At 68.5% G+C, this 13,783-nt stretch carries 11 protein-coding genes, 1 tRNA gene and 1 pseudogene; 6 read left to right on the top strand and 7 right to left on the bottom strand.

Annotation, left to right across the window (positions count from 1 at the left end):
- Positions 1 to 42: 42 nt before the first annotated feature.
- Positions 43 to 882, bottom strand: a complete 840-nt coding sequence (locus PV679_RS03335) for a TerD family protein (RefSeq protein WP_416069642.1) — start codon at positions 880 to 882, stop codon at positions 43 to 45.
- Between the two features lie 187 nt (positions 883 to 1,069).
- On the opposite strand from PV679_RS03335, the gene PV679_RS03330 reads away from it, so the two are divergent.
- From PV679_RS03330 to PV679_RS03310, 5 genes and pseudogenes are all read left to right on the top strand, one after another.
- Complete coding sequence (locus PV679_RS03330; RefSeq protein WP_319678683.1) at positions 1,070 to 2,233, top strand: HpcH/HpaI aldolase/citrate lyase family protein; 1,164 nt, start codon at positions 1,070 to 1,072, stop codon at positions 2,231 to 2,233.
- 125 nt (positions 2,234 to 2,358) lie between these two features.
- Positions 2,359 to 4,875 carry a phosphoribosyltransferase gene (locus tag PV679_RS03325; protein WP_319678749.1) on the top strand — a complete coding sequence of 839 codons (2,517 nt, stop codon included), beginning with the start codon at positions 2,359 to 2,361 and terminating at the stop codon, positions 4,873 to 4,875.
- Entirely contained in the window at positions 4,872 to 5,705 is an 834-nt protein-coding gene (locus tag PV679_RS03320; RefSeq protein WP_319678682.1) for an HAD family hydrolase, read from the top strand. Before PV679_RS03325 ends, PV679_RS03320 begins: the two co-directional genes overlap by 4 nt.
- Before the next feature lie 194 nt (positions 5,706 to 5,899).
- Positions 5,900 to 7,037, top strand: a pseudogene (locus tag PV679_RS03315) (sensor histidine kinase).
- Positions 7,028 to 7,672 carry a response regulator transcription factor gene (locus PV679_RS03310; protein ID WP_319678681.1) on the top strand — a complete coding sequence of 215 codons (645 nt, stop codon included), beginning with the start codon at positions 7,028 to 7,030 and terminating at the stop codon, positions 7,670 to 7,672. The pseudogene PV679_RS03315 and the gene PV679_RS03310 overlap by 10 nt, the downstream one beginning before the upstream one ends.
- A 24-nt stretch (positions 7,673 to 7,696) precedes the next feature.
- Here the strand turns inward: PV679_RS03310 and PV679_RS03305 are convergent, their stop codons facing one another.
- The 4 genes from PV679_RS03305 to PV679_RS03290 form a co-directional block, all read right to left on the bottom strand.
- Positions 7,697 to 7,921 carry a zinc ribbon domain-containing protein gene (locus PV679_RS03305; RefSeq protein ID WP_319678680.1) on the bottom strand — a complete coding sequence of 75 codons (225 nt, stop codon included), beginning with the start codon at positions 7,919 to 7,921 and terminating at the stop codon, positions 7,697 to 7,699.
- Between the two features lie 44 nt (positions 7,922 to 7,965).
- Positions 7,966 to 8,529: a DUF4383 domain-containing protein gene (locus PV679_RS03300; RefSeq protein ID WP_319678679.1), complete on the bottom strand. Its 564-nt coding sequence runs from the start codon at positions 8,527 to 8,529 to the stop codon at positions 7,966 to 7,968.
- An 81-nt stretch (positions 8,530 to 8,610) separates the two neighbouring features.
- A complete protein-coding gene (locus PV679_RS03295) occupies positions 8,611 to 9,987 on the bottom strand; it encodes a hypothetical protein (protein WP_319678678.1) in 1,377 nt (458 codons plus the stop codon).
- A gap of 66 nt (positions 9,988 to 10,053) precedes the next feature.
- The gene (locus tag PV679_RS03290) at positions 10,054 to 10,230 is read right to left on the bottom strand and encodes a hypothetical protein (RefSeq protein WP_319678677.1); all 177 of its coding nucleotides are present in this window, start codon (positions 10,228 to 10,230) and stop codon (positions 10,054 to 10,056) included.
- A gap of 249 nt (positions 10,231 to 10,479) precedes the next feature.
- Here PV679_RS03290 and PV679_RS03285 point away from each other — a divergent pair.
- Positions 10,480 to 10,551: transfer RNA gene (locus tag PV679_RS03285), tRNA-Val, on the top strand.
- 196 nt (positions 10,552 to 10,747) lie between these two features.
- On the opposite strand, the gene PV679_RS03280 is transcribed toward PV679_RS03285, so the two are convergent.
- Together PV679_RS03280 and PV679_RS03275 are read right to left on the bottom strand one after the other, a co-directional pair.
- On the bottom strand, positions 10,748 to 11,710 hold the full coding sequence (locus PV679_RS03280; RefSeq protein WP_319678676.1) for an N-acetylmuramoyl-L-alanine amidase: 963 nt from the start codon (positions 11,708 to 11,710) through the stop codon (positions 10,748 to 10,750).
- An 809-nt stretch (positions 11,711 to 12,519) separates the two neighbouring features.
- Positions 12,520 to 13,455, bottom strand: a complete 936-nt coding sequence (locus PV679_RS03275; protein ID WP_319678675.1) for a nitroreductase/quinone reductase family protein — start codon at positions 13,453 to 13,455, stop codon at positions 12,520 to 12,522.
- Positions 13,456 to 13,783: the final 328 nt, after the last annotated feature.

Here is a 13,783-nt window from a genome sequence, read left to right as displayed (position 1 = left end):
CCTGGCGGCAGGAGCGACCGCGACCGCCGGGGCGGCGAGTGTCTACTGACCGGCGAACTGCGGCCCCATCGGCGGCAGCCGGAAGTGGGGATCGGGCGCGGGAGCCGCCGCGGCGGCCGGCTGCGGATATCCGTACGCGGGCCGCGGCGACGACACGGGCTGCGGATAGCCATAGGCGGGCGGGGCCGACGGCAGGGCGGGCTGGGGGTATCCGTACGCCGACGGTGCGAGTGGCTCGGTGGCGGGCTGGGCCGGCAGCGGCGGCCGCTGAACGGGTGGCTCGACAGCCACCGTGTCGTTGGTGGAAGAGACGGACGACGGGTCGTCGACGGCCTCCTCCGTCTCGTCCACCGAGATGCCGAACGCCGTGGCCAGGCCGACCAGACCGCTCGGATAGCCCTGTCCCACCGCACGGAACTTCCAGCCCTCACCGCGCCGGTAGAGCTCACCGCAGATGATCGCGGTCTCCTCGCCGGTCTCCGGGCGGACATCGAAGAAGGCCAGCGGTTCGCCGTCGGCCGAACCCGCGTCGTAGAGCAGTATCCGCAGATCGCTGACATGCTGAAAGCTCGCACCGTCCGACGAGGCGGCGAGCACCACCTGGTCGACCGAGGGGTCGAGCGCGGCGAGGTCGGCCTCGACCGCATCGGTCAGTCCCTCACCGACCTGCTTCTTGGGCAGCCGCCGCACCAGCCCCGAAGGGTGCCGCGGCTGGTTGTAGAAGACGAAGTCCTCATCCGAACGCACCCGGCCCTCGGGCCCGAGCAGCAGAGCGGAGGCGTCCACATCGGGCACGCCGGTGCCCGGGGACCAGCGCAGCACGGCTCGTACGGCCATGGCATCGAGGGGGACGTTCGAGCCCTTCAGCATCGCGTGCGTCATGCCGGTCATCCTGCCTTCCCATCGCCACGCGGACAACGTGGGGGCCTCTTCACCACGTCGCGGACACGGAACTGAAGCGGATGGGTTACCAGAATTTCATGCGGCCGGGGAACTTGCGACACGCGTCCATACGTACTATTACCGGCCACATGACCAACGGGCCATAACGGCAGTACGGGGGATCCACATGCGTCATTTCGGGCATATCCCGCCCACTGCTCGCGAGGGCCTGTTCCATCAGGAGCCGTGCGAGTTCACCGCCGACTCACCGGCCAGGGTGCTGTCGGCGGCTCTCGGCGCCACGCTCTACAGCCCGGCCACCCGGCCCGGGCTCGCCGATGATGTGCTGAAGCAGGCGGGGCGTGGAGTCGTGTCCATGGTGCTCTGCCTGGAGGATTCCATCGACGACTCCGAGGTCCCCGCGGCCGAGGCCAATCTGGTCCGGCAGTTCGAGGATCTCGACGAGCGGGGCGCGGAGGTCCCGCTGCTGTTCATCCGTGTCCGTGAGCCGGAGCAGATCCCGGACCTGGCGAGGCGGCTGGGACCGGCGATCCGACTGCTGTCCGGATTTGTACTGCCCAAGTTCACCGAGGAGCGCGGGACGTCCTTCCTGGAAGCGCTCGCGGAGGCGGAGAGCGCGAGCGGCCGCAGGCTGTACGCGATGCCGGTGCTCGAATCTCCGGAGCTGCTGCACCTTGAGACCAGGACCGAGACGCTCACGGGAATTGCCAACGTCGTGGACAAATACCGCGACCGGGTGCTCGCCCTGCGACTCGGAGTCACCGACTTCTGCTCGGCGTACGGCCTGCGCCGCTCGCCCGACATGACCGCGTACGACGTACAGATCGTGGCCGGCGTCATCGCGGACGTGGTGAACGTGCTGGGACGCGCCGACGGCTCTGGCTTTACGATCACCGGCCCGGTCTGGGAGTACTTCCGGCTGCAGGAGCGCATGTTCAAACCGCAACTCCGACGCAGTCCGTTCCTCGAAGGCCGGGCCGAAGAGCTGCGCACCGCACTGATCGAACACGACCTCGACGGGCTGCTCCGCGAGATCGAACTCGACCGGGCCAATGGCCTTCAGGGCAAGACCTGCATTCATCCCTCCCATGTCCCTCCCGTGCACGCGCTGTCGGTCGTCAGCCACGAGGAGTTCAGCGACGCCCAGGACATCCTGCGGCCCGAGCGCGGCGGTGGCGGGGTGCTGCGCTCGGCGTACACGAACAAAATGAACGAAGTGAAACCCCATCGAGCCTGGGCCGTACGCACCATCCAGCGGGCCGAGGTCTTCGGTGTCGCACGGGAGGACATCGGCTTCGTGGAGCTGCTCACCGCCGGCCTCGGCCGGTGACCGGGCCGGAGTCGTCCGCCCGGGCCGACCGGCCCGGGAAGGCAGACCGGCCAGTGAGGGACCGGTCCCTGGAGGCAGGCCGGCTCGTTGAGGCCGCGTCGTCAGCGAGAGAAGAGATCGCCAATATGGTGTGGTCGGGCACATGGGTCGCTGAACGGCTGGGAGTCGAACTCGTCGGTGGCCGAGAACTACGGGATCTGATGGGTCTGGCCCTGCGCCGCAACCCCAAGCGGGCTCACCTCCTGGTCTCCAATGTGCTGGGTAAACATGTGCCTCAGAGCCCCCGAGTCGTATACGGGACCGGTTTCGGACTCGGAAAGCGCGTGAGTGACCTTCTGGGCCCGGACGTCGAGCGGGCAGTGGTGCTCGGTTACGCGGAGACCGCGACCGGCCTCGGCCACGCGGTCGCAGACGGGATGGGACGCTCTCCGTATCTCCACTCGACGCGCCGCCCGGTCGCGGGCGTCGCGAGGGCGGGCGGCTTTGAGGAGTCGCATTCGCACGCCACCTCGCATCTGCTGCTGCCCGAGGATCCCGGACTGTTCACCGGCGACGGCCCGCTGGTCCTTGTCGATGACGAGTTCTCCACGGGCAACACCGTCCTCAACACCATCCGCGACCTCCATGAGCGCTATCCACGCACCCGGTATGTCGTGGTCGCTCTGGTCGACATGCGCTCCGCCGCCGATCACGGCCGGCTCGCCGAGTTCGCCCGGGACATAGGGGCCCGCGTCGATCTGGTCACCCTGGCGTCCGGCACGGTCCGGCTCCCGGACGGCGTCCTGGAGAAGGGCCGGCGGCTCGTGGCGGAGCAGGAGGCACTGACCTCGGCCCTGGCCGCACCGGCGCCGGCCTCCGCCCCGACGCCGGTGCCGACGCCACACGAAGAGGACTCCGGAAGCGGCGCGGGAGGCGTCGCCGGGGCCCATGCGGTCCGCGTGCCGCTCGACTGGCCGGCCGGAGTGCCCGACGGCGGACGACACGGCTTCACCCCGGCCCACCGGATCCGGCTGGAGTCCTCGCTGCCCGCCATGGCGGCCGCCGTCGCCGCTGAGCTCGGCGCCGCGCGCCGCGTCCTGATACTCGGCTTCGAGGAGCTGATGTATGCCCCTCTGCGGCTGGCCGAAGCGCTGGAGCGGACAGTCGAGGCGGAGGTGAGGTACTCCACCACGACGCGGTCGCCGGTACTGGCCGTGGACGATCCCGGATACGCGATCCGTAGCCGTCTGGTCTTCCCCGCGCATGACACCGCGGCCTTCCCGGACGGCGACGGCATCGGCGACCGGTACGCCTACAACGTCGCGGGTGCGGGCTTCGACGCCGTGGTCGCCGTCATCGACTCCGTGGCGGACTCCTCCGAGCTGCACGCTCCTGACGGACTGCTGGCGCAGCTCGCCGCGCACATACCCCGTGTCCTCGTTACCGTCATCCCCTCGTATGTCCCGTCGTCGTCCTCCCTTCCGGGCCCCTCGCACCACTCCGAACGGCAGGAACCTCCCATGCTGCCCGAGCCCCTTCGCGGTCCCGCCTTCTCCTCCTACGCGCCCGACGATGTGGGCTGGCTCCTCCAGGACATGTCGGATGTGGAACTGGAGGCGCCCACGGAGGAACGCGAGGAGGCCGTGCAGAACGGTGGCGCGCACTATGCCGAATCCCTTCCTGTCGAATACCAGCCGAGCGCCCAGTACCAGGAGCTCTTCAAGTCCGCTCTGGATGCCTCGGCAGCCCGTATCGCGCGGGCCGTGGGCACCGTCACCGAGACCGTGCTCGCCGAACGATCACCCCGCCCCGTACTTGTCTCCCTGGCCCGTGCGGGCACGCCGGTCGGCGTACTGATGCGGCGCTGGGCTCAGCGGCGGCACGGCCTGGATCTGCCGCACTACGCCGTCTCCATCGTCCGTGGCCGAGGCATCGACGCCAACGCCCTGCGCTGGCTTGCCGCCCACCACGACCCAGCCGATGTCGTCTTCGTCGACGGCTGGACCGGCAAAGGCGCCATTACCCGCGAACTGGCGGAGGCCCTCACCGAGTTCGGCGGATTCAACCCGGAGATCGCCGTCCTCGCCGACCCCGGCGGCTGCGTGCGGACCTATGGCACCCGCGAGGACTTCCTCATCCCTTCCGCCTGCCTCAACTCGACTGTCTCCGGACTGATATCCCGTACGGTCCTCAGAGCCGATCTGGTCGGCCCGCACGATTTCCACGGCGCGAAGTACTACCGCGAACTTGCCGGCACGGACGTCTCGGCCTACTTCCTGGACACTGTCGCGGCCCGCTTCGACGAGGTCGCGGAAGCCGTCGAGGGTGAGGTGAAAGAGATGCTCACAGCGGACCGTGCCCCCACCTGGGCCGGCTGGGCGGCCGTCGAGCGGATCAGCGAGGAGTACGGCATCCACGATGTGAACCTCGTCAAACCGGGTGTCGGGGAGACGACGCGCGTCCTGCTGCGCCGCGTTCCCTGGAAGATCCTTGCCCAGCGCGGCGCGGGCACCGACCTCGACCATGTCAGGCTGCTGGCCGAACAACGCGGTGTGCCCGTGGAGGAAGTAGACGGCCTTCCGTACACCTCCGTCGGGCTGATCCATCCTCAGTACACCCGCGGCGCGACCGGCGCGACTGGCAAGGCTGTGACCGCGAAGTGAGCACTCTCTCGAAGCCGCCGACCCTCGTCGCGAGCGACCTGGACCGCACTCTCATCTATTCGGCCGCGGCACTCCAGCTTCCGATGCCCGATGCGGACGCTCCCCGGCTGCTCTGTGTCGAGGTGTATGAGAACAGACCCCTGTCGTATCTGACAGAGACGGCCGCCGGGCTCCTGGACCAGCTCTCCCGCACCACCGTCTTCGTACCGACGACCACCCGCACTCGTGAGCAGTATGGACGCATCCATCTGCCAGGACCCGCCCCGCGCTTCGCGATCTGCGCCAACGGCGGCCATCTCCTGGTCGACGGAGTGTCCGACCGCGACTGGGCGGCCCAGGTGGCCGGCCGGCTTGACGACGAGTGCGCCTCCCTCGCCGAGGTCCGCGCCCATCTGCTCTCCGCCGCCGACCCCGCATGGCTCCTCAAGGAGCGGATCGCGGAGGATCTCTTCGCCTATCTCGTCGTGGACCGGGCCCTGTTGCCCGAAGGCTGGGTGAAGGAACTCGCCCTGTGGGCCGGGAGCCGCGGCTGGAGCGTCTCCCTCCAGGGGCGCAAGATCTACGCCGTACCGCAGCCGCTCACCAAGAGCGCCGCGGTGCGCGAGGTGGCCCGTCGCACCGGAGCCGAACTGACCCTGGCTGCCGGTGACTCGCTGCTCGACGCCGATATGCTGCTCGCCGCTGACCGCGCCTGGCGCCCGGGCCACGGTGAACTCGCCGACACCGGCTGGAGCGCCCCGCATGTGGACGCGCTCCAGGAGACAGGCGTCGCGGCGGGCGAGGAGATCCTCCGACGCCTCGGCCTCGCCGCCGCTCAGACCCTGGCCTGACCATCCGGCGCCGCGGAGAGTGTCCATCGGCCGGAGAGCGTCCATCACATCGTTGACCCGTGTAACCGCGCTTTTCTCGATCATGCATTCAACGCTAAGCAGCGGCGGGCGAAGGCGCATTGAAGCCGACCGCAAGGAACAATGAGGTTTTCCGCAGTGCGCGTCCCGGTGCCGCCCGACTAGCGTGACTGATCATGAAAGCGGTGGTACGCCGAGGGCTGCGGCTCTCGGCAGGACTCTTCATCGGTAGCGGCGCGGCGCTCGTCGAGCTGCTCTTCACTCTCTTCGCGGGCATCGCGCTGTTGCTGGTGCTCGCCTGGCCGCGCGGCCGGCAGGCCGTCATGCGTCCGCTCTCGGCCTGCGCCCGGAATCTGGTCGAGATGGAGCGTCACCGGCTCCGTACGCTGCTCGGCGAGCGGGTCTCCGGTGCCTATGAACCGGGCGGCGTGCTGCGCTATCTCGCCGTGCGCTGGACGCTCGGACTGCTCGGCGCGGTCGTTCTGCTGTCCGTGCTGATCGGCGGTGGGTATGGCACGTTCTTCGTCTACGCCTGGCTGATCATCGACATCCAGAGCCCCGGCGTGGTCGTGGTGGGCAGCCTTGGCGGGCTCTTCCTTCTCTTTCTGGCATTGCAGGGAATCTTCGGGGTCGCCGCGCTCGAAGGGAATCTGGCCCGGCATTTCCTCGGGCCCAGCCATCAGGAGGAGTTGGAACGCCGGATAGTGCAGCTCGCCACCAGTCGCGCCGGAGTCGTGGACGCCGTCCATGACGAACGCCGGCGCATCGAGCGGGATCTGCACGACGGGGTTCAGCAGCGGCTCGTCGCCCTCGGCATGCTGTTGGGCCGCGCCCGGCGCAGCAGCGACGCCGTACGCGCGGACGAACTGCTGCGCCAGGCCCACGAGCAGAGCCGTGAGGCCCTGACGGAGCTGCGTGAAGTGGCCTGGCGCGTCTATCCGACCGTGCTCGACGAGGCGGGACTCCGGGCGGCGCTGGAGACCGTGGCGGAACGCTCTCCGCTCCCCGTGCGGTTGAGATGTGTCCTCAAGACCGAGCCGACGAAGACCGCGGCGAACGTCGCCTATTTCGTGGTCGCGGAGAGCGTCACCAACGCCGTCAAGCACTCCGGTGCGCCACGTATCGAGGTTGAGGTCCTCGAAGAAGCGCGCACGCTGCGCATACGCGTAAAGGACTACGGTCAGGGTGGCGCGGACCCCGCGGGCAGCGGTCTCCTCGGCCTGGCCCGCCGTCGCCGCGCTCGACGGACTGCTTCACATCAGGAGTCCGCCCGGCGGCCCCACCACCATCACCGCGGAGATCCCATGCGAGTAATCCTTGCCGAGGACTCGACCCTGCTCCGGGAGGGGCTGGCACGGCTCCTCATGGAGGAAGGCCATGAGGTGATCGGATCGGTCGCCGACGCCGATGCGCTGATCGTCGCGGTCTCGAAGGAGCAGCCGGACGTCGTTGTGGCCGATGTCCGGATGCCGCCCTCACACACGGACGAGGGTCTGCGCGCCGCACTGGAGATCCGGAAGCGCTGGCCGGCCGTGGGCGTGCTTGTCCTCTCCCAGTATGTGGAGAAGCGCTATGCGACCGAATTGATGACCGGAGAGTCGGAAGGTGTGGGATATCTGCTCAAGGACCGCGTCGTCGAAGTGGACGAGTTTCTGGACGCGTTGGAGCGGGTCGCCGCCGGCCGGGCGGCCTTCGACTCGGAGGTCGTACGGCAGTTACTGGCCCGTTCCCATCGCACCGATCCGCTGTCCCGGCTCACCGACAGGGAGCAAGGAGTGCTCGCCGAGATGGCGCAAGGGCACACCAACGCGAGCATCGCGCAGCGGCTGCACATCTCCCAGAGCGCTGTCGAGAAGCACATCAATGCGATCTTCGAGAAGCTCGAACTGACCGGAAGCACCGGCTACAGTCGTCGGGTCCTGGCTGTACTGCGCTATCTGGACACGTGAGCCCTGTCCTGCCTGCCCGGCGGGTCAGCCGCAGCAGCCTCCGCCGCAGCAACCACCGCCACCACCGGCCGCCGGGGCAGGGCCCGGGGCGCCGCCCTTGGCGGTTCCGCCAACGGCGACGGTGGAGAGCAGCTTCACGGTGTCGTTGTGCCCTGCCGGACACGACGCGGGAGCGGCGGACTCCGACATCGGTCGACTGAGTTCGAAGGTGTCACCACAGGAGCGGCAGCGGTACTCGTAGCGAGGCATGGGGTCAGGCTATCCGAGGCAGGGATCAGCCATCCGGATTCCGACTATCCGACTCCCACCTGGCCTCTGCCGCCCCTGGCCCTGTGGAGCTGCTCGCGCTCCGCCTGCTCAGGATGGCGGGCCCGCCAGTACGGGTTGTCGTGCGGCAGGCTGCCGCTGACTCTCCCGTACATACCGAAAAACATCAGCATCACGCCGACCACAAAACTGAACAGCACATTCTGGATGCGGAAGGCGAGGAAATTGAAGCCGGTGTCGAGCAGCGCGAGATTGATGAAGCCGCTCGCGATAAAAAGGACGCCGAGGACCATATTCAGAGTCGAAGCGATATTTCCGCCGATCACCATGCCGATGAGAAGCAGGAGGCCCACACAGATGGAGAGCACGCTCAGCGACCCATTGGTGCTCAGGCCCGCGACTCGGGCGCCCCCGGTGTCAAAGAAGCCGATCTTGTCGATCAGTCCGAGGATCCCGAAAACGATGAGAATGAGGCCGGTCACTCCGGCCCCGATGCGGTACACCTGATTGAGCCGGTGATCGACGGGAAGCTGTTCGTCGAGCCTGACATGCCGGCGCCGAGGTGGCCGACGGAGCGCTTGGGTGGCCATGGGCGGCCTCCTTTGGCGGTGCACGGCTAGTGGTGATACGTACGTAGGTCCAGCATCCGTCCACAGCCGGTGGTGGACAACTCAGGCGCGATGCCCGGCCCCCGCTCCGCGCTCCTCGCGGATCTCCGAAACGACATGGGCCACGGTCTGGCGTACCGCCTCGGTCTCCGTCAAAAAATGCCAGTAGTCGGGATGGCGGCCCTCCAGCGCGGCCACCGCCCGGTCCAGCCTGGCCACGGACTCGTCCAGCGGACGGGCATGGCGAGGTTCGGGCGTATTCCGTCCGCTCATGGCCAGCCGTTGTGCGTCCCGGATCGCGAACCGCGTGCGGTCGATTTCCTGCTGCGGATCCTTTGAGACGGCATTGAGTCGTCGCAGCCTGTCACCGGCAGCGGAGACCGCCTCATCGGTGCTGTTCAGCAGGGCTCGTGCCGTACTGAGCAACGCCGTCGCGTCCGCCCATCGCTGCTCTTCCCGTGCCTTGCCGGCTTCCTTGAGTTTCTCCTCGGCCTGGTGCACGTTGCCGGCCGCCTCGTCGGGGACGTGCTGCAGATCCTGCCAGCACGCGGCGGTGAAGCGGCGGCGCAGCTCGCTGAGCACGGGCTCCACCGAGCCGGCACGGTTCGTCAGGGCTTGCGCGCGGGTGCGCAGCGACACCAGCCGTCGGTCGATCTCCTGGGCGCGCTCCGGGAGGCGTTCCGCCTCGACGCGTACGGACTCGGCGTCCCGGACGACCCGGTCCGCGCGCTGGAGTGTCTCCGCCACACCGTGCTGTCCCGCACCCTGGTTGAGTTTTGTCAGCTCGGGGCCGAGCACGGCGAGCCGGGCGGCGAGATCGTCCGCCCGCAGTCCGGAGCCGCGCACGACATCGAGAGCGTTGCTCGCGGAACGGAGTGCCTGCCGGGCCCGCTCCACCGAAGGCGCCAGCCGTGCCAACTGCGTCTCGGCCTTGTCGAGCAGCGGTCCCAGGCCTTGCTCGAACCGGTCCAGCTCGACCTTGACCCGCTCCAGCTCGTCCTTGGCCTTTGTCAGCTCGCCGCGCGCCTTCGACGCGGTCGAGGGCTCAAGATCGTCGCGGTCCAGATCGTGCGCGTCGACGGCGCTGATATAGCCGCGGCTCGCCTCGTCGATGCGCTGTCCCAGCGCCGCGAAGTCGTCCACGGCCTTGCGGGCTCCCGGCGAGCTGTCCACAGCGGTGATGGTCTCGATCGAGATCCGCAGATCGCGCTGGGCGGTGTCCAGCTCATAGAAGGCGGCGGCAGCGGCGTCCTTGGCGGCCTGTGCGTCGGCGCGCTGGCTCTCGCCGCGCCCGCCGAACCAGCGTCGCGTGCCCCCGCCGGCGAAGGCGCCCGGCAGCGCGGCAACGATCAGTGGCACCGGCAGCAGCATCAGCGTGAGGACATCACGGACGGCACTCGCCTTCGCTCCTGTGCGCGGCCGCGTGTGTGTCGCCGTCACATCCCTCTCCCGTGCTCGCCTGCCCGGTCCATTCTCCCACCAGGTAAGGACGAACACACGAGCCGGTTAGTTCGCACTTCGTACAGTGACTTGCCCGTTGTCGCTGCGCGCGTTCAGCACATGGGTGCTGCCGTCGTCGGTCGGAACGCCCACTTGGACCTGGCCGTTGTGGCTCGTCGCCCGCACGGCGTATGGAGTGCCTGACCTGGGCAGATCGATCTCGATCTTTCCGTTGTTACTCACGGTGTCCACCTGGTCGGCCATGCCGGTGAGCCGCGGCCGGACCGATCCGGGCGTGGCGGTCGCTCGCGACCTCCTCGCGGCGGACAGGGCGAGCGGACGCCTCGGCGGCCGATCCGGCCGCCCACCGTCTCGGTGCTGGGATACCCGCCCCTCGCCCCCTGTGCGCCGCGGCCGCATCTCTCGGCTGCTGTCCGGACCTGCGGTTTGCGGGCCTGCCCTCCTGGCCATGTACGCTGTTGCCTCATCCACGGGTGCGTAGCTCAGGGGTAGAGCGCTGCTCTTACAAAGCAGATGTCGGCGGTTCGAAACCGTCCGCGCCCACAGACGGACAAGCGCAGATGAGACCCCCTTCCTTGTAGATCAGAGGAAGGGGGTCTCCTGTGTGTGGAGGGTCCGTATGCCACATACGTTGCACATCGCGACGTGGATCACGCCCGTCCCGGCCGGACGATGCCGAGCCCGGAGCGCACGACGATCCGCTTCCTGTGGTCAGGTGTGAGAAGTCGGGTGTGAGATGTCAGGAGTTGGAGGCGCCGGTGATGTCGACGTCGACCTTGACGACGGCGTCGGCGATGGCCTGTTGGACGGCGGCGACGATGGTGGCCGTGTCGTCGTCTCCGCCGACCGCGGCGGCCAGCGCGGCGATGGCCGCCGTCTGTGCGGCGACGGTCTTCTCCAGGCCGCGGACCCGGGCGACGACGTCCTTGAGCAGGGACTGTGCCTGCCAGGTCGGGTTGGTCTTGACGTCGGGAGCGTCGGTCGGTGCGGCGATCGCGTCGGTGGACCAGACCGCGTCGAAAATGTCCTTCTTGGTGATGCCGGCCATGGTGTCTTCCTCTTCGGGTGGCGTGGTCGGGTTCCAGTTGGCGGGGTGGGTCAGGCGTTCGGCGATGTCGGCTCGCAGATCGACCATGGAGAAGCCACGCGGGTCGATCTTGTCGTTGGACCACTCCAGGTGGCCGATCGCCGACTTGGCCGTCCAGCCGTGCGCTCGGCAGATGGCCGCCTGGACGCGGACGATCGCGTTGTACTGGGCGGCGGGCCAGGGGTCCTTGCCGTCGCCGAGGTTTTCGCACTCCCAGCCGTAGAAACGGGAGTTGCCGTCGACGCCGTCCGCGTTGCCCCTGGTGGGCGGCGTCGGGCGGGAGCCGTAGGACTCGGCGATCACCTGCTCCAGCACCTTGGGATCGCCGCCGCCGGCGTGATTCGTGCGGCCCCAGCCGACCAGATGGACCCGGCCGTCCTTGGCGATCATGCCGTGGCAGAGCGGTCCTGGCAGGGAGCTGTAGCCGTCCCGGACGATCGCGACGCTGTTCGCGGTGCCCTTGGTGACGGTGTGGTGGACGACCGAGCCGTTCACCGGGCCCCAGGCGCCCACCGAGTTGCGGTTGTGGGTCCGCCAGGACCCGACCTCGACAACGACGACGCCTTCCGCCCGGAGAGCGGCGAGCGCCGCCGAGGCGGTCAAGGGTGTGGCCATCAGTTCGCTCCTCGTTCGACAGGCCGGGCGTCGCCGCGCCGACTGGGCCGGTACGTTCTGTTCGCCGGTACGAGCGCGCCCGTCCGACGCCCCGACGCGGCCGCGAAGGCATTCTTCGTCAACGACGCGGCGGCGCTCGCCACGCCGGATCCGTCGACGATGCCGGCGAAAGCGGCCTGGTCGGCTATGTCCGGGCCGCGGCCGATTCCGTACCGAATGGCGTGGTGAACAACCTTTTCCGTTCCGTCAGGCAGGGCCATCAAATGTTCCATTCGTACGTGGTGAGCAGGGAAGTCGGAGGCTCTCGCGTCGGCGAAATCGAAAGCCGGTCCGATATTCTCTGTGATCACCTACTCGGTCGCCGTAGCGGTGGACGCGGCGGCATGGGCGGTCTGTGTCGGCCCGGCCGCGTGGTTCGCGGTCCCGTGAGCATCGCCAGAATGCCCGGGCCCGTCGGGCCGGAGATTCTGGTTGAACTCGAACGAGTAATTCCCTGAATTCGGTGCCGGGAAGCGGAAGCTGTCGAACGGTGCTGGGCTGCCCGTGACGGCTTCCTTGTCTACTCTTACCTGAACTCAGTGTCCGCCACCGGGTGTTACCGGGATCCGGTGGCGGATTTCGTACATGCGTCCGGCCTGCTGAGTGAAGAGGATGACGACGCAGGCCAGTTCAGTATCCGTACTGGTGACTGGTGACTGGTGACTGGTGACTGGCGACCGGAGACCGAAGACCGGTGCCGGCGCGGGAGTCTCACGTCCCGCGCCGGACACGGCGACACGCGCCGGTGCGACGGCCGCACCGGCCATCTGTCAGGTGACGGGTCCTTCCGCCGTGTCCGGCGGCGGTGCGGACGGCGGCCACGGGACCTCGGCCAGCAGTGGAAGGAGCGATTCCTCCTCGTGGTCGAGGTGCGCGTTCAGTTCTCTCGACATCCGGTCCAGCTCGACGCGGAAACGCTGAGGATCGGCGGCGCCGATGTCGGCCAGCAGCGCGGCCAGTTCGCCCTGGACGCGCGCGATCGTACGGTGTTCGTCGCCGAGCCGGCCGAAAGTGTCGGCCAAATCCGGGTGATAGTGCGCGATCCCAGGGAAAAGGTGTGCGTCCTCGCTGGTGTGATGGAATTCCAGCGACTGACAGAACGCCAGACAGCGCTGACGGATCTGCAGTCCGAGGCGTGGCACCGGTGGCTCGCCGTGGCCGTCATACGCGGCGTGCGCGGCGAAATGCGCATCGACCTCCGCGCCCACGTGACGCAACTGGGCGCGCAGCCAGGTGTGGACCTCCATGAGCTTGTCGGCGAGAGTGCTGACCTCACGCGGTTGCTCCCAGGAGTCGGGCTCGGCGCGCTCCAGTATGACGACCGGCAGCGGCCGGGCGGTCCGGGCCTGGTAGTCGGCGTATCCGGGCGCGTCCCGCACAAAGCGCGCGAACAGTTCCTCGCGCCGCGCGCCCTCGGCAGGGACCGCGATGGCCTCGAACACTTCGCTGCCGATCTCCACCCGCACCACGGGATGGACGAGCAGGTTGTGGTACCAGTCCGGGTGGTGCGCGGCGCCGAGGTTGGAGCCGACGATCAGCAGCAGGCCGCCGTCGCGGACATGACCGAGTGGCGTGGTGTGTTCCGTCCCCGACCGTGCGCCGGTGGTCGTCAGCAGAAGGAGATCACCGTCCTTGAAGGGACCGCCGACCTTTCCTTCATGGGCGCGGAACTCATCGATGACCGATTGATTGAAAGACGTGGGCATACGGCTTCGGTTCTCCAGAAAAGGCATGGTCCGCGCCGAGCGCGGTGACGGGTGACGGCGGAATACAACGACGAGCGCGCCGCGCGCGGCGGGTGTCGATCGCGCGCGGATATTCGTCCGGAGACGGACACCGACTGGATACGCGCGGCGACAGACGGCTCCCGAGGTGATGGCCGTCAGGAGGCATGGCACGCCGAGGTCGTACGGGATGTCGGGACCGCGGACGCGCGGGACGACGCGCGGACGCGCTGACGTCAGATACGGGGTGCGGAGTATGGACTCAAGGCGAGATCCCCTGTGAGAGGTGTTCGCCCGATCACCGGCCCGC

Source organism: Streptomyces sp. AK02-01A, from assembly GCF_033795305.1.
Lineage (GTDB): Bacteria > Actinomycetota > Actinomycetes > Streptomycetales > Streptomycetaceae > Streptomyces.
Note: the sequence above shows the minus strand (reverse complement) of the source record. Positions and strands in the feature narration are given on the sequence as shown.